This is a genomic window from Streptomyces cinereoruber, assembly GCF_009299385.1.
GTDB lineage: Bacteria > Actinomycetota > Actinomycetes > Streptomycetales > Streptomycetaceae > Streptomyces > Streptomyces bikiniensis.
In genome coordinates this window covers 5379511-5405362 of the sequence record NZ_CP023693.1, presented here as the reverse complement: position 1 = coordinate 5405362, position 25852 = coordinate 5379511, and the positions used below count along the sequence as shown (strand labels likewise).

Here is a 25852-nt window from a genome sequence, read left to right as displayed (position 1 = left end):
GGTGCGAGGGGCAACGATCCTGTGTACTTGCGTGCATTACGGTCGCGCGAGCAACTCCTGCTCGACGAACTCCCTTACGTGCTCCAGCACTTGGCCCCTCCCCGTGCCCGGGAGACCGACGGCGACGTGCACGCTGAAGCCGTCGAGCAGGGCGCGCATCCGGGTGGCGAACCGGTCCGGGTCGACCGGCCGGAACTCGCCGCGCGAGACGCCCTCGGCCAGGATCGCGACCAGGTCCCGGTGCCAGGCCCCCTCGATGGCGGCCTGGCGGGCGCGGGCGTCGCCGTCGGCGTACTGCGAGCGGTTCCAGACCTCCAGCCAGAGCGTCCAGTGCGGGTCGCGCGGCCCCTCGGGCACGTACACGTCCACGTACCCGTCGAGCCGCTCGCGGGCGGTCCCGGGCCGGGAGAGCAGGGCGCCGCGCCGGGCCCCGAGCCGCCCCTCGCTCCACTCCAGGGTCTGGAGCAGCAGCTCGTCCTTGGTGCGGAAGTAGTACAGCAGGTGCCCGCTGCTCATCCCGACCTGCCGCCCGAGCCCGGCCATGGTGAGCCCGTCGAGCCCGCGCTCGGCGATGGTCCCCATGGCGGCGGCGAGCACCTCCTCACGGGGAGGCGCGGCCTGGTTGCGGCGGCGGGGGTGGGGCGGGGGGCTGCTGCTCTGACTCACTCGTACGTTCTACAGGATGGTGGTTCCGTCGGGCCGCCGCCCGAAGGCGGCCTCCAGGACGGCGGGCAGGTCCCCCTCGGGGACCTCGGCGCGCACCTCGGCCAGGACGAGGGGGAAGTCGTCGTCGCCGACGACGCCGAGGTACTCCTGCCGGAGCCGGTGGATCACGGCGACGAGGGCGGGACGCAGCTCCATCCAGGCCCGGGAGGAGCGGACCTCCTCGTCCACCCGGTCCATGAACCAGCGCATGACCGCGTACGGGACGTCCTGGTGCCCGCCGTTCGGATCGAAGCAGACGGTGGGCTCCCGCGCGGGATCTTCGTCGGGCACGATCGCCGTGACCGCCGTCCGGCCGCGAGCCACCTCGTCCAGCTCCAGGTACCAGGCGTCGTCGGGCACGGAGTACATCGTGGTGAGGGCGTAGCGGCCGTCGGGGTGCGGAATCGGCATGCCCGCACGCTCCCACGGGGCGTGCGGGCGCCACCAGCGGGTTTCAGACCTTCGGCTGCTGCTGGGTGATGCAGTGGATGCCGCCGCCGGCCGCGAAGATCGTGCGGGCGTCGGTCGGGACGACCTCGCGGTCCGGGAAGAGGCGGCGGAAGATCTCGGCGGCGAGTTCGTCGTGGGGGTCGTCGAAGGCGCAGAGGATCACGGCGCCGTTGCACAGGTAGTGGTTGATGTAGGAGTAGTCGACCCAGTCGCCCTCCTCGTCCTTGAGGACGGTGGGGGCCGGGATCTCGATGACCTCCAGGGGACGGCCCCGGGCGTCGGTGGCGGCGCGCAGGATGCTCGCGTGCATGCGGGAGCGCTCGTAGTCGGGGTGGGCGGGGTCCCGCTGGCTGTGGACGAGGACCGTGCCGGGGCGGGCGAAGGCGGCGACGATGTCCACGTGGCCCTGGGTGCCGTACATGCCGTAGTCGGCGGTGAGGCCGTGCGGGAGCCAGATCGCCTTCGTGGTGCCCAGCTTGGCGTGGATCTCGGCCTCGACCTGCTCGCGGGTCCACTCGGGGTTGCGGCCGGGGCCGAGCTGGACGGTGTCGGTGAGGAGGACCGTGCCCTCGCCGTCGACGTGGATGGCGCCGCCCTCGTTGACGAGGGGGGAGGAGAGCACGGGGACGTCCGCGACGTCCGCGACGTGGCGGGCGATCTTGGAGTCGTGCTCCCAGCGGGCCCAGTCCTGGGCGCCCCAGCCGTTGAACACCCAGTCCACGGCGGCCAGTGCGGTGCCGTCCGTGACGAAGGTCGGGCCGATGTCCCGCATCCAGGCGTCGTCGAGGTCGCGCTCGACCAGCTCTACGTCCTCGCCGAGGAGCGCGCGGGCGCCCTCCGCGTCGCCGGGGGCGACGACCATCGTGACCGGCTCGAAGCGGCGGACGGCGCGGGCCACCGAGGCCCAGGCGGCGCGGGCGGCGGCCAGTTCCTCGGCGTCGGTGAAGGTGGGGTTGGGACTGGGCCAGGCCATCCAGGTGCGCTCGTGGGGCGTCCACTCGGCGGGCATGCGGTACGTCATGGTCAGCGGGTCCTAGAGGAAGTAGAGGCGGTTGAGGGAGACGGACTCGACCGCCTCGGAGCGGATCGGGGAGCCGTCGAGCGAGACGAGGCCGGTCCGGTCGTCGACCTGGACGTCGCCGACGCGGGAGTTGAGCCGCAGGTCGGCCGGGCCGATGCCGCGCGTGCCGCGCACGGCGACGCGCCGGCGGCGGGTCGGCATCCGGTCGGCGCCGAGGTCGACGGCGGCCTGGGCGACGAACGCCACGGAGATGTCGGCGGCGGTGGCGCCGTGGGCGCCGAACTGCGGGCCGAGGACGAGCGGTTCGCAGGTGTCGGTGGCGGCGTTCGGATCGCCCACGACCCCGTACGCGGGGAAGCCCGCCTTGAGGACGAGCTGCGGCTTGGCGCCGAAGAACTCGGGCCGCCACAGCACGATGTCCGCGAGCTTGCCGGCCTCGATCGAGCCGATCTCGTGCGCGAGGCCGTGGGCGATCGCCGGGTTGATGGTGAGTTTGGCCATGTAGCGCAGGACGCGCGCGTTGTCGTCGTGCGCGCCGTCGCCCTCCAGGGGGCCCAGCTCGGCCTTCATCTTCCCGGCCATGGCGAAGGTCCGGCGTACGGTCTCGCCGGCCCTTCCCATCCCCTGCGCGTCGGAGGAGGTGATCCCGATCGCGCCGAGGTCGTGCAGGACGTCCTCCGCGCCCATGGTCCCGGCCCGGATCCGGTCGCGCGCCATGGCGGCGTCGCCGGGCAGGTCGGTCTTCAGGTCGTGGACGGAGACGATCATCCCGTAGTGCTCGGCGACCGCGTCGCGGCCGAACGGGAGGGTGGGGTTGGTGGAGGAGCCGATGACGTTCGGCACGCCCGCCATCTTGAGGACGTTGGGGACGTGCCCGCCGCCGCAGCCCTCGATGTGGAAGGCGTGGATCGTGCGCCCCTCCAGGACGCGCAGGGTGTCCTCGACCGACAGGCACTCGTTGAGGCCGTCGCTGTGCAGGGCGACCTGCACGTCGTGCTCCTCGGCGACCCGCAGGGCGGTGTCGAGGGCGCGGGTGTGGGCGCCCATGTCCTCGTGGACCTTGAAGCCGGACGCGCCGCCCTCGGCCAGGGCCTCGACCAGGGGCGCGCCGTCGGAGGACGAGCCGCGGGCGAGGAAGCCGATGTTGACGGGCCAGGCGTCGAAGGCGTTGAAGGCGTGCTTGAGGGCCCAGGGCGAGTTGACGCCGACGCCCCAGACGGGGCCGAACTCCTGGCCGATGACGGTGGTGACGCCGGAGGCCAGGGAGGCCTCCATGATCCGGGGCGAGAGGAGGTGGACGTGGGTGTCGACGGCTCCGGCGGTGGCGATCAGGCCCTCGCCGGAGACGATCGAGGTGCCGGTGCCGACGACGACGTCGACGCCGTCGAGGGTGTCGGGGTTGCCGGCCCGGCCGATCGCGTGGATCCGGCCCTCGCGGATGCCGATGGAGACCTTGCGGATGCCCTGGACGGCGTCGATGACCAGGACGTTGCTGATGACGACGTCGCAGGTCTCGCGGACGGCGGCGGCCTTGAGGTGGAGTCCGTCGCGGGCGGTCTTGCCGAAGCCGGCGAGGAACTCGTCGCCCGGCCTCTGGGAGTCGGACTCGACCCGGACGACGAGGCCGGAGTCGCCGAGGACGACGCGGTCGCCGGCGCGGGGGCCGTGCACGGAGGCGTACTCGTACGGGTCCATCAGCTCTCTCCGTCCTTCGCGTGGTCCCCGGTCCCCAGGTAGCCGCAGGCCGCCGCACGGCGCAGGGCCTCCTCCTTGGCGCCGGGGGCGTCCAGCGGGCCGTCGACCAGGCCCGCGAAGCCGATGGCGACGCGGGCGCCGCCGATGGGCACGAGTCCGACCTCGGCCTCGCCGCCCGGGTCGAAGCGGAAGGAGGCGCCGGCGGGGATGGCGAGCCGCATGCCGTAGGCGGCGGCCCGGTCGAAGTCCAGGCGCGGGTTGACCTCGAAGAAGTGGAAGTGGGAGGTGACGCTGACGGGGACGGTCGCGGTGTTCCGTACGCGGAGGGTGAGCGCGGGCTCGGTCTCCGGGTGGCCGGGACCGGGGCGCAGCGCGCCGGGCGCGTCCGGGCCGAGACCTCCTCCGCCGATCGGGTCGGAGACGACCGCGAGGCGGGAGCCGTCGTCGAAGACGGCCTCGACGTGCACCTCGGTGACGACGTCGGCGACGCCGGGCAGGACGTCGTCGGGGCCGAGGACGGAGCGGGCGGCCTCGATCGCCTCGGCGAGTCGCTTGCCGTCGCGGGCGGCCTCGCAGACCGTGTCCGCGACGAGCGCGGTCGCCTCGGGCACGTTGAGCCGCAGTCCGCGGGCCCGGCGGGCCCGGGCGAGCTCGGCGGCGCCGAAGAGCAGCAGCCGGTCGCGTTCCGTGGGAGTCAGTCGCACGTCCCAAACACCTCCTGTTTGAGCATCACTCTAAATGTTGAGACGCTCGGTTCCAAGCATTGACGCGGAGTGCAGGCACGGTTCACATTGAGCGCCACTCCAAAAGCAGTCCACTCAGCCCCCTCTCCCAGCTCCCCAGGAGGCGCCATGCCGATAGAACAGCGCGGAGTCGACACCGTCCCCGAGGCCGAACGCACCAGCGGCCCCCGCGACCTCGTCTCGATCCTGCTCGGCTCCAACCTCTGCCTGGGGGTGATCGTCTTCGGCTGGCTCCCCGTCTCCTTCGGCCTGGGCCTGTGGGCCTCGGTGACCTCCGTCGTCACCGGCACCCTCGTCGGCGTCGCGGTCACCGCCCCGCTCGCGCTGATCTCCCTGCGTACCGCGACCAACCTCTCCACCTCCTCCGGCGCCTTCTTCGGCGTCCGCGGCCGGCTCGTCGGCTCGGTGGTGGGGCTGCTGCTCTCGCTCGGCTACACCGCCCTGGCCCTCTGGATCGGCGGCGACGTCGTGGTGGGGACCCTCTCCCGGCTGACCGGCCTGCCCACGGGCGGCGCCGCCCACGCCGTCGTCTACGCGCTGCTCGCCGCCTGCACCGTGGTCGGTGCGGTGTACGGCTACCGGCTGCTGCTGCGGCTGAGCAAGGCGCTCGCGGTCGGCATGACCGCGCTCCTGGCCGTCGGCCTGGTCGCGTACGCCGGGGACTTCACGACGGCGGCGGTGCCGGACACCCCGTACCTCCTGGGCTCCTTCTGGCCGACCTGGCTGCTCTCTGCGGTGGCGGCGGGGCTCAGCGGGCCGGTCGCCTTCATCACCCTGCTCGGCGACTACACGCGGTACGTCTCCCCCGAGCGGCACAGCGCCCGGACCGTGTGGCGGGCGACCTGTCTGGGCCTGCTCGTGGGCCTGCTCGTCCCGCAGCTCTTCGGCACGTACACGGCGCTCGCGGCCCACGGGGCGCTCGACTACGCCGGTCCGCTCGTCGCCGCCTCGCCCGGCTGGTACCTGGTGCCGCTGCTCGTCGCGGCCACGGCCGGCACCGTCGGCAACGCCGGTCTGATGCTGTACTCCATGGGGCTCGACCTGGACGCGATCCTGCCCCGGGCCACCCGGGCGCGCGCCACCCTCGTGGTCGCGGCGGTGGCCACGGCCTTCGTCTTCCTCGGCCACTTCGCCTCGGACGCGCAGACGGCGATGACCTCGTTCGTGCTGCTGCTCACCGCGATCGGCACCCCGTGGGCGGTGATCGCCCTGATCGGGCACGCGCGCTGCGGGGGCGTCTACGACCCCGAGGCGCTCCAGGTCTACAACCGCCGCTCGCGCGGCGGGGTCTACTGGTTCTCGGCGGGCTGGCACCCGCGCGCCACCGCCTCCTGGGCGATCGGCGCGGCGGTCGGCCTGGCCGCGGTGTCGACGCCGCTCTACGAGGGGCCGCTGCTCGCCCTGACGGGCGGGATCGACTGCAGCTTCGTGCTCTCGGGGATCGTGGGCGGCGCGCTGTACGCCGTACTGACGCCGAACGGGGCCCCCGGGACCGTGACGGCCTCGGAGACCCCGCTGCGGGTGGAGCCGTAAGGGCTATCCCAGCTCGTGCATCCAGCCGTGGGTGTCCTCGGCCTTGCCGGTCTGGAGGGCGAGGAGCGCGTCGCGCAGCTTCATCGTGACCTCGCCGGGCTCGCCGCCCGACTGCCGCCACTCGCCGCGCGCGGACTTGACGGTGCCGACCGGGGTGATGACGGCGGCGGTGCCGCAGGCGAAGACCTCGGTCAGGGTGCCGTTCTCGCTGTCGGCCTGCCACTGGTCGATGGAGACGCGGCCCTCCTCGGCCTCCAGGCCCAGGTCCGCGGCGAGCTTGAGCAGCGAGTCGCGGGTGATGCCGGCGAGCAGCGAGCCGGTGAGGGTGGGGGTGATCAGCTTGGGCTTTTCATTGGACTCGGCCCCGTACACGAAGTACAGGTTCATGCCGCCCAGCTCCTCGACCCACTTGTGCTCGACGGCGTCGAGGTAGGCGACCTGGTCGCAGCCCTTGGCCGCCGCCTCGGCCTGCGCGAGCAGGGAGGCCGCGTAGTTGCCGCCGGTCTTGGCGTCGCCGACGCCGCCGGGGACGGCGCGGACGCGGTCCTCGGAGAGCCAGATGGAGACGGGCTTCACGCCGCCGGGGAAGTACGGGCCGGCCGGGGAGGCGATGACGACGAAGAGGTACTCGTTCGCCGGGCGGACGCCCAGGCCGACCTCGGTCGCGATCATGAACGGGCGCAGGTAGAGCGAGGCCTCGCCGCCGTGCTCCGGGACCCACGCCTTGTCGTGCCGGACGAGGACGTCGCAGGCCTCGACGAAGGTCTCGACGGGCAGCTCGGGCATGGCCAGGCGGCGGGCGGAGGCCTGGAAGCGGCGGGCGTTGGCGTCGGGGCGGAAGCTGGCGACCGAGCCGTCGGGGCGGCGGTAGGCCTTCAGGCCCTCGAAGATCTCCTGCGCGTAGTGCAGGACGTTGGTGGCCGGGTCGAGCGCGAGCGGTCCGTACGGGACGAGCTGGGCGTCGTGCCACCCGCGACCCTCGGTCCACCGGATGGTGACCATGTGGTCGGTGAAGTGGCGGCCGAATCCCGGGTTGGCCAGGATCGCCTCGCGCTCCGCGTCGGACAGCGGGCTGGAGGAGGGCTTGAGCTCGATCGTGGGCGTCGTCATGAGTGCGTGTCCTTCACCGGTCGTGGGGAGAGGACCGCGCGCGTACGCCACTGTCGGAGACGGCTCGTCCCTGACGGAGTGGACGTCCGACGATGCCCGCATACGGCGGCCCCGCGTTCGATTATCGCGCGCGGGGACCGGTGCGTGAAACAGGCGGGCGCGGTCCGGGGTTCTTTCGGGTGCGCACCCCGCGGCCGCGCATGGGACAGCCGCCGGGCGCAGTGCGACCCGGCGGCTGATGTCGTGTGTCAGTCGGCGCGGGTCAGCTCGCTACTCGCGCGGCGAGCGCGTCGCCGATCTCGTCCGTGGTGCGGACGCTGTCGCCCCGCTCGGTGAGGTCGGCCGCGACGGCCTCCTCGACCCGGACGGCCTCGGCCTCGTAGCCGAGGTGGCGCAGCAGGAGGGCGACGGAGAGGACGGTGGCCGTGGGGTCGGCCTTGCCCTGGCCCGCGATGTCCGGCGCGGAGCCGTGGACCGGCTCGAACATGGACGGGAACTCGCCGCTCGGGTTGATGTTGCCCGAGGCGGCGACGCCGATGCCGCCGGAGACGGCCGCGGCGAGGTCGGTGATGATGTCGCCGAAGAGGTTGTCGGTGACGATCACGTCGAAGCGGGCCGGGTCGGTGACGAGGAAGATCGTCGCGGCGTCGACGTGCAGGTAGTCGGTGGTGACCTCGGGGAACTCGGCGGCCACACGGGTGAAGGTGTCCGTCCAGAGGTGGCCGGCGAAGGTCAGCACGTTGTTCTTGTGGACCAGCGTGAGCTTCTTGCGCGGGCGGGCCTGGGCGCGGGCGAAGGCGTCCCGGACCACGCGCTCGACGCCGAAGGCGGTGTTGACCGAGACCTCGGTGGCGACCTCGTGCGGGGTGCCCTTGCGGATGGTGCCGCCGTTGCCCGTGTACGGGCCCTCGGTGCCCTCGCGGACCACGACGAAGTCGATCTCGGGCTGCCCGGCGAGCGGGGTCGCGACGCCGGGGAGCAGCTTCGAGGGGCGCAGGTTCACGTGGTGGTCGAAGGCGAAGCGGAGCTTCAGGAGGAAGCCGCGCTCCAGGACGCCGGAGGGCACCGACGGGTCGCCGATGGCGCCCAGCAGGATGGCGTCGTGCTTCTTGAGGGAGTCCAGGTCGGCGTCGGTGAGGGTCTCACCGGTGGCGTGGTAGCGCTTGGCGCCGAAGTCGTACTCCTCGGTCTCCAGCTTCACGTCCTGGGGAAGGACGGCCGAGAGGACCTTGAGGCCCTGGGCCACGACCTCCTGGCCGATGCCGTCGCCGGGGATGACTGCGAGATCGATGCTGTGAGACATGTCGGCACCCTACTGGTCGTCCCATCGTCTGACACGTTACGTCCACCATGTGGACGAACGTCCGAGGGGGGAACGGCGTGGATCAGTGGCCGGTGGAGCCGCCGTTGTCGCGGCGGTCGAGGGCGCGCTGGAGGGCGGCGGCGGCGTTCTGGCGGGCCTCGTCGGCGGGACGGGCGGCGGAGTGGCGGACGCGGCGGGCGGCCTGGGTGGCGGTGGGGGCCATGGGGATCGACTCCTAGAGATCAGTGGTGATCCGACGTGCGGGGGCCGGCGACGCACGCGGACCGGTGACGGTCGGCGGCGCGCGGGGACCAGTGGTGATCGAAGGTGCCGGAAGGGGCGGGGAGCGCCGCCGCAGGGGTTGCCTGCACGGGGCGTCGCACTCACGACCGCCATTCGCCGATGGGGCGAGACGTTCGGCTCCTACAAAGCTAGGGCAGGGTGCCGCATCTGTCTCCACAATTACTCGGACTTCCTACTATCTGAGACGGCGGGGCACCGAGGGTCACCCGACGACGGCCCGCGGCTCCCGGGAAAGACGCTCGCCACCACCCGACTCGGCACACCCACCTAGATTGCTTTCCTACTTAGGTAGTGATGGAATGCGTTCATGGCCGCAGACCGCAGATCCAGCTGGCTCAAGGGAGTCCTCGACCTGCTCGTCCTCTCCTGCCTGACCGACGGCGAGAGCTACGGGTACGAGATCGCGAAGGCGCTCGCCGGGGCGGGCCTGGGCGAGATCAAGGGCGGGACGCTCTATCCCGTACTGAACCGCCTGGAGGAGGCCGGTCTGGTGGAGGCCGAGTTCCGCGCCGCCGAGCGCGGGCCGGGCCGCCGCTACTACCGGCTCACCGGGCCGGGCCGGGAGCACCTGGCGGCCGAGGGCGCGGCCTGGGAGGAGTTCCACCGGGCCGTACGGACGCAACTGCGCACAGGGGGGACGGCACCATGACGACCGACGCCTACTTCGAGGAACTGGCGGGCGCACTGCGCGCGGCGGACGTGCCCGAGGAGCAGATCGGGCGGACCGTCGCCGAACTGCGCGGGCACCTCGCGGAGACGGGAACCGCGCCGGAGGAGGAGTTCGGGCCCGCCGCCCGGTTCGCGGCCCGGCTCGGCGGACTCGCCCCGGCCCCCGGGGAGCCGGACGGGTCGGCGGAGCACTGGACGTGGACCGCCGACCTCTTCAACGACCGCCAAATGCTGGCCGTCCACGGGGACCAGGGGTGGGAGGTCGAGTCCCTGGACGCGATCGGCCGCTTCGTCTGCCGCCGGGTGCCGGGGGCCGAGCTCGCCTGGGAGTACCGGCGCGAGGTGATCACGGACCGCCGTCGCGCGCAGGTCCTGGACGAGCTGGAGCCGGAGGGCTGGGAGCCGTGCGGCGAGTGGCTGACGTACGGCTACTTCAAGCGCCCGAAGGCGGCGACCGCGGGCCCTGCGGGGACCCCGGCCTCCGTGCCGCCGCCGCCCGCGCAGTGGCTGTTCCTGAGCCGGCGCGGGAAGGCGGCGCTCGCCGTCTGGACGGTACTGGCGGCGACCGCCTTCGTCGCCCTCGGCCCGCCGGGATACGCGATGGTGCTCATGGGGGTCGGCTGGGCCGTCACGACGGCGGTCATGGCGAGGCGGGAGGCGGTGCCGGGGGGCGCGGGGACGACCGGGAAGAGCTGAACGCCCGCACGCACCGAGCGGGCAGCGCACACCGCGCACCCCGCATCCCGCATCCCGCACGCACCGGGCGGCCCCCTCCCCCCTCACGTCACATCGCCGTCCCGCCAGTCGAAGACCAGCGGGGCGGCGGGGCCCGGCAGGACGCGTCCGCCCGCCGGGCGCAGGAAGACGCCCCCCTCCTCCTCCGGGAGGCGCACGATCCCGGCGGGCGAGAGCGCCTCGACGCGCCCCTCCCAGACGCGCCAGCCGCGCGCCCGGTAGAGCGCGGCCCCCTCGTCCGAGGCGGAGAGCGCCCCGAAGGCGTACGCCCCGTCGATCACCCGCTCCAGTTCGGCCATGACCGCCCCGCCGAGCCCCCGGCGGCGCAGGCCGGCCCGGACGGCGACCCCCTCCACGTACCCGACGCGGTGCGAGCGGCCCGCGTGGAGCAGCCGGCGCATGACGACGGCGCCGTGGGCGGCGATGCCCACCTCGTCCTCGATCCAGGCGTGGACGCCGCCGAGGGTGTGGTCCCAGTCCTCGTCGTCGAAGCCGCCCTCGAAGGCGGTGTCGAGCATCTCGCGTACGGAGCGGAGCCGGGCGGCTCCGAGTTCATGGGTGGGCGCGGTCCTCACGGTCATGCGCCTCACCCTCCCACATCGAACTAACCGTTGAAAGTAAATTGACAGGTTACTCCCGGCCTGCTGGGATCACCCCGCCGAGGCCTAACCGTTCATTGTCGACCAAGGGGTTAGAAGATGTCCGTACTGCCGACCCGCCACCGCACCGCCACCGTCCGCGGGCACGAGATCGCCTACCGGGAGGCCGGCCCGGCCGACGCGCCCGCCCTGCTCCTGCTGCACGGCTTCCCCACCAGCTCGCACATGTTCCGCGACCTGATCCCGCTCCTGGCCGACCGCTACCACCTGATCGCCCCCGACCACCTCGGCTTCGGCCGCAGCTCCGCGCCCTCCGCCGACGACTTCCCCTACTCCTTCGCCGAACTGGCCTCCCTCACCGCAGAGTTCACCGAGGCCGTCGGCCTGGACCGGTTCGCGCTCTACGTCCAGGACTACGGCGCCCCCATCGGCCTCCGCCTCGCCCTCGCCCACCCCGAGCGGATCACCGCGATCGTCACCCAGAACGGCAACGCGTACGAGGAGGGGCTCGGCGCCGAGGCCTGGGCCCCGGTCCTCGCCCTGATCGAGGAGCGCACCCCGGAGACCGAGGCCCCGGTCCGCGCCATCCGCTCCGTCGACGGCATCCGGTGGCAGTACGAGACGGGCGTCCCCGCCGAACACCGCGACCTCCTCAGCCCCGACGCCTGGCACCACGACGCCGCTCTGATGGCCCGCGAGGGCCAGGACGGCATCCAACTGGCCCTGATCACCGACTACGGCTCCAACTTCGCCCTGTACCCGGCCTTCCAGGAGTACTTCCGCACCTCCCGGGTCCCCCTCCTCGCCGTCTGGGGCGAGGGCGACGAGGTCTTCGTCCCGGCGGGCGCCGAGGCCTTCCGCCGCGACCTCCCGGACGCCGAGGTCCACCTCCTGCCCACCGGCCACTTCGCCCTGGAGACCCACGCGCCGCGGATCGCGGAGCTGATGGACGACTTCCTGACCCGGCGGGTGCGCTGACCCCACCCATGGGAACCGCCCCCGACCTCGGTTGGGGGACCGAGGAAGGGGGCGGTGTCAGGGGCCTGCCCGCGAGGGGCAGGTGGCTGCCCGGCAGGGGCAGGGGCCGCTCGCGCGGCGGGCGGGCGTCAGCCCATGTGCGGGTAGCCGTACTCGGTCGGCGGGACCAGGGTCTCCTTGATGGCGCGGGTCAGCGTCCAGCGCATCAGGTTCTGCGGGGCGCCGGCCTTGTCGTCGGTGCCGGAGGCGCGGCCGCCGCCGAAGGGCTGCTGGCCGACGACGGCGCCGGTCGACTTGTCGTTGATGTAGAAGTTGCCCGCGGCGTAGCGGAGCTTCTCCATCGTGTACGCGGCGGCCGCGCGGTCGTTGGCGATGACCGAGCCGGTGAGCGCGTAGTCCGAGACCGACTCCATCTGGGTCAGCATCTCGTCGTACTTGTCGTCCTCGTAGACGTGCACGGCGAGGATCGGGCCGAAGTACTCGGTCGTGAAGACCTCGTTCTCCGGGTCGGTGCACTCGATGACGGTCGGGCGGACGAACCAGCCCACCGAGTCGTCGTAGGTGCCGCCGGCGACGATCGTGCAGCTCGGGTCGGACTTGGCACGGTCGATCGCCGCCTTGTTCTTGGCGAACGAGCGGTCGTCGATGACGGCGCCGATGAAGTTCGACAGGTCGGTGACGTCACCCATGGTGATGCCGTCGACCTCGGCCGCGAACTCCTCCTTGAAGCCGTCGTTCCAGATCGAGGCCGGGACGTACGCGCGCGAGGACGCCGAACACTTCTGGCCCTGGTACTCGAAGGAGCCGCGGGTCAGCGCGGTCTTCAGGACGGCGCGGTCGGCGCTGGGGTGGGCGACGACGAAGTCCTTGCCGCCGGTCTCGCCGACGATCCGCGGGTACGAGCGGTAGTTCTCGATGTTGTTGCCGACCGTCTTCCACAGGTGCTGGAAGGTCTTGGTCGAGCCGGTGAAGTGGATGCCGGCCAGGTCGCGGTGGTTCAGGGCCACCTCGGAGACGGCGATGCCGTCGCCGGTCACCAGGTTGATGACGCCCTTGGGCAGGCCGGCCTCCTCCAGGAGCTCCATGAGGAGCACGGCGGCGTGGGTCTGCGTCGGGGACGGCTTCCAGACCACCACGTTGCCCATGAGGGCGGGGGCGGTGGGCAGGTTGCCCGCGATGGCCGTGAAGTTGAACGGCGTGATCGCGTAGACGAAGCCTTCGAGCGGGCGGTGGTCCAGGCGGTTCCAGACGCCCGGCGAGTTGGCCGGGGGCTGCTCGGCCAGGATCTGGCGGGCGTACGCCACGTTGAAGCGCCAGAAGTCGACGAGCTCGCACGGGGTGTCGATCTCGGCCTGCTGGGCGGTCTTGGACTGGCCGAGCATGGTGGACGCGGCCAGCGTCTCGCGCCACGGACCGGCGAGCAGCTCGGCGGCGCGCAGGATGATCGCGGCGCGGTCGTCGAAGGACATCGCGCGCCAGGCGGGGGCGGCGGCCAGGGCGGCGTCGATCGCGTCCTGGGCGTCCTGCGTGGTGGCGCCGCGGAAGGTGCCGATGACGGCCCGGTGGTTGTGCGGCTGGACGACCTCGAACTCCTCGCCGCCGCCCAGGCGCTTCACGCCGCCGATGGTCATCGGCAGCTCGCGCGGGTTCTCGGCCAGCTCCTTGAGCTTGAGCTCCAGACGGGCGCGCTCGGGGGAGCCGGGGGCGTAGCCGTGCACCGGCTCGTTGACGGGAGTGGGGACCTGGGTCACAGCGTCCATGAGTCTCTGTACTCCTTCGGAGGGGTGGTGGGGCTCAGCCCTTGGTGAGGATGGAGCGGACGAAGAAGAGGAGGTTGGCCGGCTTCTCCGCCAGGCGGCGCATGAAGTAGCCGTACCAGTCGGTGCCGTACGCGGTGTAGACGCGCATGCGGTGGCCCTCGGCGGCGAGGCGGTTCTGCTCCTCGCTCCGGATGCCGTACAGCATCTGGAACTCGTACTCGTCCGGCTTGCGCCCGGCGCGGCGGGCCAGCTCCTGGCCGACGGAGATCAGGCGCGGGTCGTGGGACCCGATCATCGGGTAGCCGGAGCCCTCCATCAGGATCTTCGTGATCCGGACGTACGCCTTGTCGATCTCGGGCTTGTCCTGGATGGCGACGGAGGCGGGCTCCTTGTAGGCGCCCTTCACGATCCGGACGCGGGAGCCGTTCGCGGCGAGGCGGCGGGCGTCGTCCTCGGTGCGGAAGAGGTACGCCTGGATGACGCAGCCGGTCTGCGGGAAGTCCTTCCGCAGCTCCTCGTGGATGGCGAACATCGAGTCGAGGGTGGTGTGGTCCTCGGCGTCCAGGGTGACGGTGGTGCCGATCCCGGCGGCGGCCTCGACGACCGGCCGGACGTTGGCGAGGGCCAGCTCGTGGCCGTCGTCGAGCGACTGGCCGAACATGGAGAGCTTCACGGACATCTCGGCGCGCTCGCCGAGGCCCAGCTCCTCGAGGCGGCCGATCAGCTCCAGGTAGGCGTCCCGGGCGGCGTGCGACTGCTCGACGGTGGTGATGTCCTCGCCGACGACGTCGAGGGTGACCTCCAGGCCGCGCTCGCTCAGCTCCCGCACGATCGGGACGACGTCGTCCACGGTCTCGCCGGCGATGAAGCGTGCCACGACCTGCTTGGTCCCGGGCGCGGCCGACACGAAACGGCGCATCTTGTCGCTGCGCGACGCGGCGAGGATCACGGGACCCAGCACGGGGCACCTCCAGAGGGCAAGGGTAGAACGGGGCCGTACCCGGATGAAGAGAACGAACCGGGAACAGCACGGATAACCACCGTGAAACCTATGGATCGGTCCGATCGTCCGCCATCTACAGCTGTCACGCATCCGTGGCCCGTCTCTCATACATCTGTCTGAGAGGGTGCGAGAATGGCGCGGTGAAGGGCGATTACCAAGACCTGGTGGACGAGATCTCCGCACTCCTCGGGGCCCCGGCGACGCTGGAGAACCGCGACTTCGGGCTGATCGCCTTCGGCGCCCACGACAGCGACGACGACACGGCGATGGACCCGGTCCGGACGCGGTCGATCCTGACCCGGCGGTCCACCCCGGCGGTCCGCGCCTGGTTCGAGGGCTTCGGCATCACCCGGGCGGAGGGCCCGGTCCGCATCCCCGCCTCCCCGGACGCGGGCGTCTTCCGGGACCGGATCTGCCTCCCCGTACGCCACCGGGGGGTCGTCCTCGGGTACGTGTGGCTGCTCGACGCCGAGCCGGGGCCCACGCCCGAGCGGCTGGCGGCCGCCATGGAGGTGGCCGCCCGGATCGGCGGGCTCCTCGCCGACGAGGAGCGGGCGGGCGCGGACCTCTCGCGCGAGTTCGCCGCGGCCCTGACCGCCGGGCGCGGCTGGCAGAGCGACATGGCCGTCGCGGCGCTGCGGGCGGCCCTGGGGCCCGGCGCGGACGGACTGCACACCGTCGTCTGCGTGACCCCGTGGCAGGGGGACGCCCCCTCGGTACGGGCCGTCCCCGGCGCGGCGGCGGTCGCCGCGCTCCCGGACGCCGCCTCCCTCGCCCTCCTCGTACGGCTGCGCACGGCCGAGGACCCCTCCCCCGCCCGCTCGGCCGCCGAGCGGCTGCGCGGGGAGGCCCCGGCCGGGATCGCGACCCCGCGCCGGGGCCTCGCGGAGCTTCCGGCGGCCTGGCGGGAGGCGAGCACGGCGGCCCGCGCCGCGACGGCGCAGCCGAGGCTGGGGCCGGTCGCGGAGTGGGCGGGGATCGGCCCGTACCGGCTCCTGGCGGCGCTCTACCACCCCGAGGTCGATCCGGTCGTCGCGCCGCTGCTCGCCCCCGCCCACGCGGAACTGGCCCGCACGGCCGAGGCGTACCTCGACCACGCGGGCCAGGCGGGGCGCACGGCGGCGGCCCTGGGCATCCACCGGCAGACCCTCTACTACCGGCTGTCCCGGGTGGAGCAGCTCACCGGGCTCGACCTGGACGACGGCGAGGACCGGCTGCTGCTCCACATGTCCCTCAAGTCGGCCCGGCTCTGAGCCTTCTTCGAAGGATCAGGGCCGGGGGCGGCGGCGCAGTTCCGCGTCGGCGAGGGCCGGCGGCACGTAGCCGGCGTCCCGGGCGGACAGGTTCGTGCCCGGCGGCACGATCTTGTCGATCCGGTCGAGGACGTCCCGGCTCAGCCGGATCCGGTCCGCGCCGAGCTGGGCCTCCAGCTGCTCGAAGGTCCGGGGCCCGATGATCGCCGAGGTGACGGCGGGGTGCTCCAGGACGAAGGCGAGGGCGAGCTGGACGAGGGTGAGCCCGGCCTCCCCGGCGAGCTGGGCCAGCGCCTCGGCGGCGTCGAGCTTGGCCGCGTTCTCGGGCGATCCGATGTCGAAGCGGCCGGCCTGGCGGTCGCTCCGGCTGGACCGCGGCTGCTCCGCGCCCCTGCGGTAGCGGCCCGACAGCCAGCCGCCGGCCAGCGGGCTCCAGGTGAGGACCCCGAGCCCGTACCGCTGGGCGACGGGCAGCACCTCGCGCTCGATCCCCCGGGCGAGCAGGGAGTACGGCGGCTGTTCGGCGACGACCCGCTCGCGGCCCCGGCGCTCGGCGGTCCACTGGCCCTCCACGATCGCGGAGGGCTCGAAGGTGGAGGTGCCGATGTAGCGGATCTTGCCCTGGCGCACGAGGTCGGTCAGGGCGCCGAGGGTCTCGTCGAAGTCGGTCTCCGGCTCGGGCCGGTGCACCTGGTAGAGGTCGATCCACTCGGTGCCGAGGCGGCGCAGGCTGTTCTCGACCTCGCGGACGATCCAGCGGCGGCTGTTGCCGCGCTCGTTGGGGTCGTCGCCGAGGCTGCCGTGGAACTTGGTGGCCAGGACGACGTTCTCCCGGCGGCCCCCGGCGAGCGCCTTGCCGACGATCGTCTCCGACTCCCCGGCCGAGTAGACGTCGGCGGTGTCCACGAAGTTGATGCCGGAGTCCAGGGCCCTGTGGATGATCCGGACGCCGTCGGCGTGGTCGGTGTTGCCGCGGGCGCCGAACATCATGGTGCCCAGGCACAGCGGGCTCACCCGGACGCCGGTGCGGCCCAGCAGGCGGTGTTCGGTGGTCATCGCGCACTCCCTTGAACGAGTCGGTCGTGGTGCTCCGCCGCCGGAGGGGCGGACGGGGTGGTACGGGTCGTGGTCGTGGTGCCGCCCTGCCGGTAGGCGTCCCAGAGGCGCCGGTACGGCCCCTGCGCGCCGAGCAGCTGGGCGTGGGTACCGCTCTCGACGACGGTGCCCGCCTCCAGGACGACCACCCGGTCCGCGCGGGCGGCGGTGGTGAGCCGGTGCGCGACGACGAGGGTCGTACGGCGGCGGCTGAGGGCGTCCACGGCGGCGGCCACGCGCCGCTCGGTGGCGAGGTCGAGCGAGGCGGTCGCCTCGTCCAGGAGCAGCACGTCCGGGTCGATCAGCTCGGCGCGGGCGAGGGCGAGGAGCTGGCGCTGCCCGGCCGACAGGCCGTGCCCCCGCTCCCCCACCGGGGTCAGGTAGCCGGCGGGCAGGGCGGCCACCGCGTCGTGGGCGCCGACCGCGCGGGCGGCGGCCTCCACCTCGGCGTCGGTGGCGTCCGGGCGCCCGTAGGCGATGGCGTCGCGGACGGTGGTGCCGAACAGGTGCGGCTCCTGCGGGACGATCCCGAGCCTGCGCCGGTAGCCGGTCGGGTCCAGGTCGCGCAGGTCGTGCCCGTCGACCCGTACCGTCCCGGCCACCGGGTCGTAGAAGCGGGCCAGGAGCTTGACGATCGTGGACTTGCCCGCGCCGGTGGTGCCGACGAGCGCGACCGTCTCGCCGGGGGCGACGCGCAGCCGGACGCCGTGGAGGACGTCCCGCTCCCGGCCGCCCGCGTAGTGGAACGACACGTCGTCGAACTCGACCTCGCCGCGCAGCGAGGTCACCGGGCGGGGCTCCGCCGCCCGGGGCGTGGCGACGGGCGTGCGCATCAGGGACCGCAGCCTGCTCATCCCGACGACCGCCTGCTGGTAGCCGTCGAAGACCTGGGAGAGCTGCTGGATCGGCGAGAAGAACAGCTCGACGTAGAGCAGGAAGGCGATCAGGGTCCCGGCGGTCAGCTCCCCGGAGCGCACCTGCCCGACGCCGACGGCCAGGACGGCGGCGGTGGAGAGCGTGCCGAGGAACTCCACGAACGGGAAGAAGGTGCCCATGTAGCGCTGGGCGCGCAGCCGCGAGTCGCGGAAGGACCAGGCGAGCGCGGCGAAGTGGGCGGCGTTGTGCCGCTCGCGCCGGAACGCCTGGGTGACGCGCAGCATCCCGACGTTCTCCTGGAGGCAGGCGTTGACCGTACTGATCCGCTCCCGGGCCTCCAGGTAGGCGGGCACCGAGTAGTGGCGGAAGACGGCGGTCGCGGCGATCAGCAGCGGCAGCGCGGCCAGCAGGACCAGGGCGAGGCCGGCGTCGATCACCAGGAGGGCGGCCAGGACGCCGAGGACGGTGAGGAGGCTGACGACGGCGGTGATGAGCCCGGTCTGGAGGAAGTTCGACAGGGCGTCCACGTCGGTGGTCATCCGGGTCATGATCCGGCCGCCGAGCTCCCCCTCGTAGTAGTCGAGGCCGAGCCGCTGCAACTGGGCGTAGGTCTTGATCCGCAGGGTGTAGAGGAGCCGTTCGCCGGTGCGCCCGGTGGTGCGGACCTGGGCGACGCCGACGAGCCAGTTCAGGGCGACGACCACGGCGGCGGCCAGGGACGCGGCGAGGAGGACGCCCCGGGCCTGGTGCGCGACGCCGCCGTCCACGCCGTGGCGTACGAGGACGGGGACGGCGATCTGTGCGAGGGCGTCCGCGGCGACCAGGAGCAGACCGGCGAGCAGCGGGAGCCGGAAGGGCCGCAGAAGGGTGCCGAGGTGGAACGAGGGGTCGGCCGAGACCGCCTGGTCCAGGGGGACCTTCGGGTCGTCGGCGGGCAGCGGGAGCCGTTCCAGGGCGGCGAGGAGTTCGGGGGCGGGCGGGGCGGAGCCGAGGACCCCGCCGCCGGGTCCGCCGCGGCCGGGTCCGGAGGTGGCGGCGGCCTCGGCGAGCGCGTTGGCGGCCCGTACGGCCGTGTTCTCGTCGTGGGCGGGGGCGGCACCGTCCGCCGGGCGGCGCCACAGCTCCTCGGTGACGCCGGCGACCGGGGCCTCCGGTGCCTCCGCCCGGTCCTCGGTGTCGTCGTCGGCGGCCAGGAGCGAGCGGAAGAGCGCCGAGCGGGAGCGCAGTTCCTCCAGGGTGCCGGTGTCCACGATCCGGCCGCCGTCCATGACCGCGATCCGGTCCGCCAGCTCCAGGGTGGATTCCCGGTGGGCGACGAGGACGGTGGTGGAGCGGCGCCCGGCCCCGGTCAGGGAGGCGTGGATCTCGGCCTCGGTGCGGGCGTCGATCGCGGAGGTGGCGTCGTCCAGGACCAGGACCTCGGGGTCGGTGAGCAGGGCGCGGGCGAGCGCGATCCGCTGGCGCTGGCCGCCGGAGAGCGTCAGGCCCTGCTCGCCGACGACGGTGTCGTACCCCTCGGGGAGCCGGTCGACGAACGCGTCGGCGCGGGCGAGGCGGGCGGCGGCCCGGATCTCCTCGTCGGTGGCGTCCGGACGTCCGTACGCGATGTTGGCCCGCACGGTGTCGGAGAGCAGCAGGCTCTCCTCGAAGACGAAGCCGATGCGGGAGCGCAGGGCGGACAGCGGAAGGTCGCGGACGTCGCGGCCGCCGATCCGGACCGCGCCCGCCGCCGTGTCGTAGAAGCGGGGCAGGAGTGCGACGGCGGTGGACTTGCCGCAGCCCGCCGGGCCGATGAGCGCGAGCGTCTCGCCCGGGCGCACGTCCAGGCTGAAGCCTTCGAGGAGGGGTTCGCCGTTCCCGTGGGCGAAGGTCACGCCGTCCCAGACGAGGGTCGGGGGGCCGGGGGGCGGTGCGGTGGTGCCGGAAGGAACGGTGTCCGGCGGGTCCGTGATCCCCGGCTTCTCGTCGATCACCTCGAAGACCCGCTCCGCGCCCGCCCTGGCCTGCTGCCAGACGGTGAGCAGGGTCGCCACCTGGCGGACCGGGGTGACGAAGGAGCCGAGGTAGGCGGTGAAGGCGAGGAAGGTGCCGAGCGAGACCCGGCCGTCGAGCGCCAGCCAGCCGCCGAGCGCGAGGACCGCGACCTGGCCGAGGGCGGGGACGGCCTGGAGGGCCGGGTTGTAACGGCTGGTGAAGGCGACGACCCGCAGCCGGGACGCGAACAGGCCGCGTACGCGCCGCTCCAGGCCCTTCAGTTCGCGTTCCTCCTGGCCGAAGCCCTTGACGATCCGTACCCCGGTGACCGTGGCCTCGACGGCGGAGGCGACCTCGGCCGCCTCCTGCTGGGCGTGCCAGTTCGCGGGGAAGAGGGTGCGCCGGCCGCGCAGGGCGATCAGCCACAGGAGCGGGCCGACGACCAGGGCGACGACGGTGAGCAGCGGCGAGAGCCACGCCATGAAGACCAGCGAGACGCAGAACATCAGGGCGTTTCCGGTCATGTTGGGCAGGAACTGCAGCAGCGTCTGGATGAGGGTGATGTCGGAGATGGACCGGCTCACCACCTGGCCGGTGCGCAGGTCGTCCTGCTGGGCGCCGTCCAGGCGCAGCAGGGCCGCGAAGGCGTCGTTGCGCAGGTCGTACTGGACGCCGAGGGAGAGCCGCCCGGAGCAGTAGCGGCGGACGAAGCTCCCGGCGAAGCGGACGGCGCCGATGCCGGTGAGCAGCAGGATCCAGGGGGTGAGGGAGGCGGTCGCGGAGCCGGTGACGCCGTCCACGACGTGCCGGAGGAGGAGCGGCAGCGTGGCGGTGGCGACGGCGGCCACGGCGGCGGAGCCGAAGGCGAGCAGGAGGTCGGTGCGGCGGCGGAGCGCGTACCCGCCGAGGCGGCGGGCCCAGCCGGGCCGCGCCGCCTCGACGTCCTCGCGGGTGGGACAGTCGCTCACCGGGCCTCGACCAGCCCGGCGGCCTCGTGCCCGGCAGCGCCCTGCCCGGCGGTGTCCTGTCCGGCGGTGTCCTGTCCGGCGGTGTCGAACAGGCGGTTGGCGGGCCGGGGCAGGCCGTAGTGCTCGCGCAGGGTGGTGCCGGTGTACTCGGTGCGGAACAGGCCGCGCTCCTGGAGGATCGGCACCACCCGGTCCACGAAGGCCTCCAGGCCCGACGGCAGGACGGCCGGCATGATGTTGAAGCCGTCGGCCGCGCCGCTGACGTACCAGTGCTCGATGGTGTCGGCGATCTGCTCGGCGGTGCCCGCGAACGTACGGTGGCCCCGGCCGCCGCCCAGGCGCCCGATGAGCTGCCGTACGGTCAGCCGCTCGCGCCGGGCCAGCTCCACGATCAGCGTGTAGCGGCTCTTGGCGCCCTCGATCTCGTCCTCGGTCGGGATGTCCTCGGGCAGCTCGGCGTCCAGGTCGAGGTCGTCGGGCGCGATCCGCAGCCGCTGGGCGAGCTGGCGCTTGGCGTACTCGGGCACGATGAGGCGGTCGAGCTCGGCGTCCAGCTCGCGGGCCTCCGCCTCGGTGTCGCCGATGACGGGGACGATGCCGGGGAGGATCTTGATGCCGTCGGGATCCCGGCCGAAGGCGAGCGCCCGCCGCTTGACGTCCTTGTAGAAGGCGGTGCCCTCCTCCAGGGTCTGCTGGGCGGTGAAGACGGCCTCGGCGTAGCGGGCGGCGAAGTCCTTGCCGTCCTCGCTCGACCCGGCCTGGACGAGGAGGGGGTAGCCCTGCGGGGAGCGCTCGACGTTCAGCGGGCCGTCCACGCGGAAGAACTCGCCCCGGTGCCCGATGGGCCGGACCCGGTCGGCGCGGGCGTGGACCCCGGCCTCCTTGTCGGCCACCACCGCGTCGTCGGCCCAGCTGTCCCAGAGCTTGGTGGCCACGTCGACGAACTCGGCGGCGCGCCGGTAGCGCTCGCGGTGCAGCGGGGTGTCGTCGAGGCCGAAGTTGCGGGCGGCGTCGGCCCCGGCGGTGGTGACGATGTTCCAGCCGGCCCGCCCGTTCGACACGTGGTCCAGGGAGTTGAAGCGGCGGGCCAGGTTGAAGGGCTCGTTGTAGCTGGTGGAGGCGGTGGCGATGAGCCCGATGTGCGAGGTGACGGCGGCCAGGGCGGTGAGGAGGACGGTCGGCTCCAGCTTGCTGACGGGCCGGCGCCCGGGGTCCCCGTGCTGGACCGGGCTGTCCGCGAGGAAGACCGAGTCGAGCTTGCCGCGTTCGGCGATGCGGGCGAGGTTCTGGTAGTGCGCGGTGCCGGTGCCGGTGGTGGCGGGGCTCTCGGGGAGCCGCCAGGCGGCCTCGTGGTGGCCGACCGACATCAGGAAGGCGTTGAGGTGGAGCGGCTTGCGGGCGGGGCGGTCAGGCGTGGGAGACATGGGGGCGGTCCTCCTGGCGGGGGGCGGGCTGGGGCGGGACGGAAGCGTGCGGGTCGGAGTGCACGCCGAGCGCGGCGAGCAGGGCGTCGCGGTGCTCCTGGAAGCGCGGGTCGCGCCGGTCGCGCGGGGTGGGGAGGTCGATGGCGAGGTCGACCGAGATGGCCCCCTCGTCCAGGACCAGGACGCGGTCCGCGAGCTCGACGGCCTCGTCCACGTCGTGGGTGACGAGCAGGACGGCCGGCCGGTGGCGCTCGTACAGCTCGCGGAGCAGGTCGTGCATCTTGATCCGGGTCAGCGCGTCGAGCGCGCCGAACGGCTCGTCGGCCAGCAGCAGTTCGGGGTCGCGTACGAGCGCGCGGGCGAGCGCGGCCCGCTGCTGCTCGCCGCCGGACAGCTCGTGCGGCCAGGACCGTTCGCGGCCGGCGAGGCCGACCTCGGCGAGCGCGGTCAGGCCCCGGTCGCGGGCGCCGGGCCCGCGCAGTCCGAGGGTCACGTTGTCCAGGACCCGCAGCCAGGGCAGCAGCCGGGAGTCCTGGAAGGAGAGCGAGACCCGCTCGGGGACCAGCAGCTCCCCCGAGCCCTCGACGTCGTGGTCGAGGCCGGCGACGGCCCGCAGCAGGGTGGACTTGCCGGAGCCGCTGCGGCCGAGGAGGGCGGTGAACTCCCCGGCGCCCAGGGCGAGGTCGATCTCCTTGAGGACGGTCCGGTCGCCGAAGCGGCGGACCAGGCGCCCGGCCCGTACGGCGGGGGCGGCCGTTCCCGGGGCGGCGGGGCGGGGGTCGCGCGTCCCCGGGACGGCGGGGCGCGGGTCCTTCGTCAGCCCGCCAGCGTGCGTCGCCATGACAGGGCCCTCCTCTCGACGGCGCGGACGAGGGCGTCGGAGGCGAAGCCGAAGGTTCCGTAGGCCACCAGGCCGACGATGATCACGTCGGACTGGGCGTACTGCTGGGCCTGGAACATCATGTATCCGATGCCGCTGGTGGCGTTGACCTGCTCGACGACGATCAGGCCCAGCCAGGACGAGGTGACGCCGAGCCGCAGCCCCACGAAGAAGCCGGGCAGCGAGCCGGGCAGGACGACCTTGCGCAGGAACGTCCAGCGGCTCAGCTCCAGGACCTCCGCGAGCTCCACGTGACGGCTGTCGATGCCGGTCAGCGAGGCGTAGGTGTTGATGTAGACGATCACGGCGACGCCGAGGGCGATGACGGTGACCTTCATCTGCTCGCCGATGCCGAGCCAGAGGATGAGCAGCGGCAGCATCGCGAGGGACGGGATGGCGCGCTTGATCTGGAGCGGGCCGTCGACCAGGTACTCGCCGGTGCGGCTGAGTCCGGCGGTCACGGCGAGCAGCACGCCCGCGCCGACGCCGAGGAGCAGTCCGGAGCCGGCCCGCCGGAGCGAGACGAGCACGTTGCCCTGGAGGCGTCCGTCGGAGATCAGCTCGACGGCCGTGGAGACGACCGCCCCGGGACCGGAGAGGATGCGGGGGTCGAGGTAACCGGCCGCGGAGGCGGCCCACCAGACGGCGACGAGGAGCACGGGTCCGAGGAGCCGGCCGAAGGGGACGCCCTTGCCGGGGCCGAGGCGCCGCCGCCGGCGGGCGCCGGAGCGGGGCGGGGCGGCGGGACCCGGGACGGGGACCTTCCGGGCGGCGGGGGCCTTCTCCTCCGGCGGGGCCAGGGTCCCCGTCGCCGCGGGGGTACGGACGTCGGTCAGCGCGTCGGTCATGATCCCTCCCGGTACTGGGCGGCCACGGCGCCGGACGCGAGGCCCTCGAAGCGCCGGTCGAACAGCGAGGCGGCGTCCACCTTCGGCACGAACCCGCCCTCGGCGAGCAGGTCGGCGGTCTCCTGCTCCCAGGCGATGGCCTTGTCCCAGGAGACGGGGAACCGCGGCTTGGCGAGGGAGGCGACGATCCGGCGCCCGTCGGCCTCCTTCACGCCCTGGTCCTTGACGTAGTAGGCGTCGATCCAGCGGTCGGTGTTCTCCCACGCCCACACCAGACCCTGCGCCCACAGGGGGACGAAGCTGCGGACGGCCGCGGCCTTCGCCGGGTCGTTCAGGACCTCGACGGGGGCCCAGAGGACGGTCAGCAGGTCCACGACGTCGGTGGGCACCCGGCGGGCGCCGTCCCCGGCGTACCGGGAGAGGTACTTGGTGAGGGTCGGCTCGCCGAGCGGCGCGACGTCGACCTGCCTGGACTGGAGCGCGGTGAGGAACTGGGTGCTCGGCAGCTCGACCAGGTCCACGTCGCCGTTGCCCATTCCGGCCTGCTTCAGGGCCCGCAGGACGACCACGCCCTGCGCCTGCCCCTGGGAGAAGGCGATCTTCTTGCCCCGGAAGTCCGCGACGCCCCGGATCGCGGAGCCGGGTGCGGTGGCGAACACGTACGAAGGCTGCCTGCGGACCTGTACGGCGACGATCCGGGACTCCACGCCGATGGCCTCGGCCTGGATCGGCGGAATTCCGGCGTTGCTCGCCAGGTCGATGGAGCGCGCCCGGAATCCCTGGATGATGTCGGGTCCGGCGCTCAGATTGGGCCACTCGGAGACGGTGAAGGGGAGTTTCTCTCCGATGCCGGATTCGGCGAATTGAATGCGCGAACTGCGGACGGCGACGGTCAGCGAGGTTCCGGCGGGCGGCGGCCCGGTGGGCAGCTCCTTCAGCGGTGTGGAATGGGCGGCGTTGCTGGTCGGGGGCGCGCATCCGGCGGCGGCGAGGACGGCGCCGGACGCGAGGGCGAGGAATCCTCTGCGGGCGAGGGCCGGGGGCGGCGGGGGCGGGTGCGGGAAGGAGGGCATGAGGGAGTCCTGTCGGGGTGTGCGGGGCTCGGGGCGGAGGCGGGGGCTCGCGAGGAGCGCGGGGCTCGGGGCGGTACGGGAGGCCGTGGGCGGGAGCGCGGGGCCCGTGAGGGGCTCGGGGCTCAGAGCGAGTGGTACGCGCCGTCGTGGAAGAGCAGCGGGCGCCGGTCCTCGTCCTGCCAGGCGTCCACGACGCGGCCGATGACGATCCGGTGGTCGCCGGCGGGGACCAGCTGCTCGATCTCGACGCGCAGCCAGCCGGTGACGCCGTCGAGGACCGGGTCGCCCTGGGCGAGGCGCCGCCAGCCGGTGGGGCGGGCGAACCTGTCGATGCCGCTGGTGGCGAAGCGCCTGGCCAGGTCCTCCTGTTCGGCGCCGAGGAAGTTGACGACCGCCGAGGTGGCGCGCCGCAGGTGCGGCCAGGAGGAGGAGCGGGTGGCGATGCCGAAGGAGAGGAGCGGCGGTTCGAGGGAGAGGGAGGTGAGCGAGGTGGCGGTGAAGCCGACGGGGCCGGCGCCGGCGTCCGCGGTGACGACCACGACACCGGCCGGGTAGGCGCGGAACGCCCGCTTGAACAGGCCGGGTTCGAGGCCGGCGGCGGGCTGCGAGGACAAGGAGACGGTCATGTTTCCCCCGGGCGACGAGAGGGGCGGGCAGGGCGGATCACGGCATGCCGGAGCCGGGCGGGGCGGTGCGGTGCGGGGGCACGGCGGCGGAACGGCCGGAACGTCACGCGCGGAAAATCACACGGAAAGGCGCGCGGGAAGAGAGGAAATGACGGGAACGGGATCCGGGAAAGGCGCTCGGATCAACAGCCCCGGCAGGGACGACAGGAACGCCGGGTGCGCGCCGAA

The 25852-nt window shown here is 73.4% G+C and carries 23 protein-coding genes; 5 read left to right on the top strand and 18 right to left on the bottom strand.

Annotated elements, in window-relative coordinates; genetic code table 11:
* Positions 1-36: 36 nt before the first annotated feature.
* The 5 genes from CP977_RS24470 to ureA form a co-directional block, all read right to left on the bottom strand.
* Positions 37-582 carry a TetR/AcrR family transcriptional regulator gene (locus tag CP977_RS24470; protein ID WP_208420764.1) on the bottom strand — a complete coding sequence of 182 codons (546 nt, stop codon included), beginning with the start codon at positions 580-582 and terminating at the stop codon, positions 37-39.
* Between the two features lie 93 nt (positions 583-675).
* Positions 676-1116 (bottom strand): hypothetical protein, encoded by a 441-nt coding sequence (locus CP977_RS24465; protein ID WP_062752066.1) that lies wholly within the window; start codon positions 1114-1116, stop codon positions 676-678.
* Positions 1117-1159: 43 nt separating this feature from the next.
* The gene (locus tag CP977_RS24460) at positions 1160-2176 is read right to left on the bottom strand and encodes an agmatine deiminase family protein (RefSeq protein ID WP_062752067.1); all 1017 of its coding nucleotides are present in this window, start codon (positions 2174-2176) and stop codon (positions 1160-1162) included.
* Positions 2177-2188: 12 nt separating this feature from the next.
* The gene (locus tag CP977_RS24455) at positions 2189-3871 is read right to left on the bottom strand and encodes an urease subunit alpha (RefSeq protein WP_109185447.1); all 1683 of its coding nucleotides are present in this window, start codon (positions 3869-3871) and stop codon (positions 2189-2191) included.
* The gene (gene ureA, locus CP977_RS24450; protein WP_152370809.1) at positions 3871-4575 is read right to left on the bottom strand and encodes an urease subunit gamma; all 705 of its coding nucleotides are present in this window, start codon (positions 4573-4575) and stop codon (positions 3871-3873) included. Before ureA ends, CP977_RS24455 begins: the two co-directional genes overlap by 1 nt.
* A 147-nt stretch (positions 4576-4722) precedes the next feature.
* Here ureA and CP977_RS24445 point away from each other — a divergent pair, with 147 nt between their 5' ends.
* A complete protein-coding gene (locus tag CP977_RS24445; protein WP_152370808.1) occupies positions 4723-6147 on the top strand; it encodes a cytosine permease in 1425 nt (474 codons plus the stop codon).
* A gap of 3 nt (positions 6148-6150) precedes the next feature.
* Here CP977_RS24445 and CP977_RS24440 read toward each other — a convergent pair whose 3' ends face one another.
* From CP977_RS24440 to CP977_RS34200, 3 genes are all read right to left on the bottom strand, one after another.
* Positions 6151-7257 (bottom strand): branched-chain amino acid aminotransferase, encoded by a 1107-nt coding sequence (locus CP977_RS24440; protein ID WP_109185445.1) that lies wholly within the window; start codon positions 7255-7257, stop codon positions 6151-6153.
* A gap of 262 nt (positions 7258-7519) precedes the next feature.
* A complete protein-coding gene (locus tag CP977_RS24435) occupies positions 7520-8560 on the bottom strand; it encodes a 3-isopropylmalate dehydrogenase (protein ID WP_062752071.1) in 1041 nt (346 codons plus the stop codon).
* A gap of 82 nt (positions 8561-8642) precedes the next feature.
* Positions 8643-8783: a hypothetical protein gene (locus CP977_RS34200; RefSeq protein WP_167308891.1), complete on the bottom strand. Its 141-nt coding sequence runs from the start codon at positions 8781-8783 to the stop codon at positions 8643-8645.
* A 387-nt stretch (positions 8784-9170) separates the two neighbouring features.
* On the opposite strand from CP977_RS34200, the gene CP977_RS24430 reads away from it, so the two are divergent.
* Positions 9171-9512, top strand: a complete 342-nt coding sequence (locus CP977_RS24430) for a PadR family transcriptional regulator (RefSeq protein ID WP_062752072.1) — start codon at positions 9171-9173, stop codon at positions 9510-9512.
* Positions 9509-10228: a hypothetical protein gene (locus tag CP977_RS24425; protein WP_152370807.1), complete on the top strand. Its 720-nt coding sequence runs from the start codon at positions 9509-9511 to the stop codon at positions 10226-10228. The genes CP977_RS24430 and CP977_RS24425 overlap by 4 nt, the downstream gene beginning before the upstream one ends.
* 83 nt (positions 10229-10311) lie before the next feature.
* Here the strand turns inward: CP977_RS24425 and CP977_RS24420 are convergent, their stop codons facing one another.
* Positions 10312-10848 carry a GNAT family N-acetyltransferase gene (locus CP977_RS24420; RefSeq protein ID WP_062752074.1) on the bottom strand — a complete coding sequence of 179 codons (537 nt, stop codon included), beginning with the start codon at positions 10846-10848 and terminating at the stop codon, positions 10312-10314.
* Positions 10849-10965: 117 nt separating this feature from the next.
* Here CP977_RS24420 and CP977_RS24415 point away from each other — a divergent pair, with 117 nt between their 5' ends.
* Positions 10966-11844 carry an alpha/beta fold hydrolase gene (locus CP977_RS24415; protein WP_062752075.1) on the top strand — a complete coding sequence of 293 codons (879 nt, stop codon included), beginning with the start codon at positions 10966-10968 and terminating at the stop codon, positions 11842-11844.
* 128 nt (positions 11845-11972) lie between these two features.
* On the opposite strand, the gene pruA is transcribed toward CP977_RS24415, so the two are convergent.
* Together pruA and CP977_RS24405 are read right to left on the bottom strand one after the other, a co-directional pair.
* Positions 11973-13604, bottom strand: a complete 1632-nt coding sequence (gene pruA / locus CP977_RS24410) for an L-glutamate gamma-semialdehyde dehydrogenase (protein ID WP_062752076.1) — start codon at positions 13602-13604, stop codon at positions 11973-11975.
* 34 nt (positions 13605-13638) lie between these two features.
* Entirely contained in the window at positions 13639-14565 is a 927-nt protein-coding gene (locus CP977_RS24405) for a proline dehydrogenase family protein (RefSeq protein ID WP_062752077.1), read from the bottom strand.
* Positions 14566-14747: 182 nt separating this feature from the next.
* On the opposite strand from CP977_RS24405, the gene CP977_RS24400 reads away from it, so the two are divergent.
* The gene (locus CP977_RS24400) at positions 14748-15860 is read left to right on the top strand and encodes a PucR family transcriptional regulator (RefSeq protein WP_152370806.1); all 1113 of its coding nucleotides are present in this window, start codon (positions 14748-14750) and stop codon (positions 15858-15860) included.
* A gap of 15 nt (positions 15861-15875) precedes the next feature.
* Here CP977_RS24400 and CP977_RS24395 read toward each other — a convergent pair whose 3' ends face one another.
* The 7 genes from CP977_RS24395 to CP977_RS24365 form a co-directional block, all read right to left on the bottom strand.
* On the bottom strand, positions 15876-16916 hold the full coding sequence (locus CP977_RS24395; RefSeq protein ID WP_062752079.1) for an aldo/keto reductase: 1041 nt from the start codon (positions 16914-16916) through the stop codon (positions 15876-15878).
* Positions 16913-20773: an ABC transporter ATP-binding protein gene (locus CP977_RS24390; protein ID WP_152370805.1), complete on the bottom strand. Its 3861-nt coding sequence runs from the start codon at positions 20771-20773 to the stop codon at positions 16913-16915. Before CP977_RS24390 ends, CP977_RS24395 begins: the two co-directional genes overlap by 4 nt.
* The gene (locus CP977_RS24385) at positions 20770-22197 is read right to left on the bottom strand and encodes an LLM class flavin-dependent oxidoreductase (protein WP_229991374.1); all 1428 of its coding nucleotides are present in this window, start codon (positions 22195-22197) and stop codon (positions 20770-20772) included. The genes CP977_RS24390 and CP977_RS24385 overlap by 4 nt, the downstream gene beginning before the upstream one ends.
* Positions 22181-23038, bottom strand: a complete 858-nt coding sequence (locus tag CP977_RS24380; RefSeq protein WP_152370804.1) for an ABC transporter ATP-binding protein — start codon at positions 23036-23038, stop codon at positions 22181-22183. Before CP977_RS24380 ends, CP977_RS24385 begins: the two co-directional genes overlap by 17 nt.
* A complete protein-coding gene (locus CP977_RS24375; RefSeq protein WP_062752080.1) occupies positions 23014-23925 on the bottom strand; it encodes an ABC transporter permease in 912 nt (303 codons plus the stop codon). The genes CP977_RS24380 and CP977_RS24375 overlap by 25 nt, the downstream gene beginning before the upstream one ends.
* Positions 23922-24998, bottom strand: a complete 1077-nt coding sequence (locus CP977_RS24370; RefSeq protein WP_062752081.1) for an ABC transporter substrate-binding protein — start codon at positions 24996-24998, stop codon at positions 23922-23924. Before CP977_RS24370 ends, CP977_RS24375 begins: the two co-directional genes overlap by 4 nt.
* 122 nt (positions 24999-25120) lie before the next feature.
* Positions 25121-25624: a flavin reductase family protein gene (locus tag CP977_RS24365; protein ID WP_062752082.1), complete on the bottom strand. Its 504-nt coding sequence runs from the start codon at positions 25622-25624 to the stop codon at positions 25121-25123.
* Between the last annotated feature and the right edge of the window lie 228 nt (positions 25625-25852).

Bases quoted from the DNA above. Each gene is read 5' to 3' on its own strand.
- CP977_RS34200 (WP_167308891.1), bottom strand. From the start codon at position 8,783: ATGGCCCCCACCGCCACCCAGGCCGCCCGCCGCGTCCGCCACTCCGCC.
- CP977_RS24375 (WP_062752080.1), bottom strand. From the start codon at position 23,925: ATGACCGACGCGCTGACCGACGTCCGTACCCCCGCGGCGACGGGGACC.
- CP977_RS24415 (WP_062752075.1), top strand. From the start codon at position 10,966: ATGTCCGTACTGCCGACCCGCCACCGCACCGCCACCGTCCGCGGGCAC.
- CP977_RS24430 (WP_062752072.1), top strand. From the start codon at position 9,171: ATGGCCGCAGACCGCAGATCCAGCTGGCTCAAGGGAGTCCTCGACCTG.
- CP977_RS24465 (WP_062752066.1), bottom strand. From the start codon at position 1,116: ATGCCGATTCCGCACCCCGACGGCCGCTACGCCCTCACCACGATGTAC.
- CP977_RS24455 (WP_109185447.1), bottom strand. From the start codon at position 3,871: ATGGACCCGTACGAGTACGCCTCCGTGCACGGCCCCCGCGCCGGCGAC.
- CP977_RS24425 (WP_152370807.1), top strand. From the start codon at position 9,509: ATGACGACCGACGCCTACTTCGAGGAACTGGCGGGCGCACTGCGCGCG.
- CP977_RS24395 (WP_062752079.1), bottom strand. From the start codon at position 16,916: ATGACCACCGAACACCGCCTGCTGGGCCGCACCGGCGTCCGGGTGAGC.
- CP977_RS24370 (WP_062752081.1), bottom strand. From the start codon at position 24,998: ATGCCCTCCTTCCCGCACCCGCCCCCGCCGCCCCCGGCCCTCGCCCGC.
- CP977_RS24380 (WP_152370804.1), bottom strand. From the start codon at position 23,038: ATGGCGACGCACGCTGGCGGGCTGACGAAGGACCCGCGCCCCGCCGTC.
- pruA (WP_062752076.1), bottom strand. From the start codon at position 13,604: ATGGACGCTGTGACCCAGGTCCCCACTCCCGTCAACGAGCCGGTGCAC.
- CP977_RS24445 (WP_152370808.1), top strand. From the start codon at position 4,723: ATGCCGATAGAACAGCGCGGAGTCGACACCGTCCCCGAGGCCGAACGC.
- CP977_RS24365 (WP_062752082.1), bottom strand. From the start codon at position 25,624: ATGACCGTCTCCTTGTCCTCGCAGCCCGCCGCCGGCCTCGAACCCGGC.
- CP977_RS24440 (WP_109185445.1), bottom strand. From the start codon at position 7,257: ATGACGACGCCCACGATCGAGCTCAAGCCCTCCTCCAGCCCGCTGTCC.
- CP977_RS24470 (WP_208420764.1), bottom strand. From the start codon at position 582: ATGGGGACCATCGCCGAGCGCGGGCTCGACGGGCTCACCATGGCCGGG.
- CP977_RS24460 (WP_062752067.1), bottom strand. From the start codon at position 2,176: ATGACGTACCGCATGCCCGCCGAGTGGACGCCCCACGAGCGCACCTGG.
- CP977_RS24435 (WP_062752071.1), bottom strand. From the start codon at position 8,560: ATGTCTCACAGCATCGATCTCGCAGTCATCCCCGGCGACGGCATCGGC.
- CP977_RS24385 (WP_229991374.1), bottom strand. From the start codon at position 22,197: ATGTCTCCCACGCCTGACCGCCCCGCCCGCAAGCCGCTCCACCTCAAC.
- CP977_RS24420 (WP_062752074.1), bottom strand. From the start codon at position 10,848: ATGACCGTGAGGACCGCGCCCACCCATGAACTCGGAGCCGCCCGGCTC.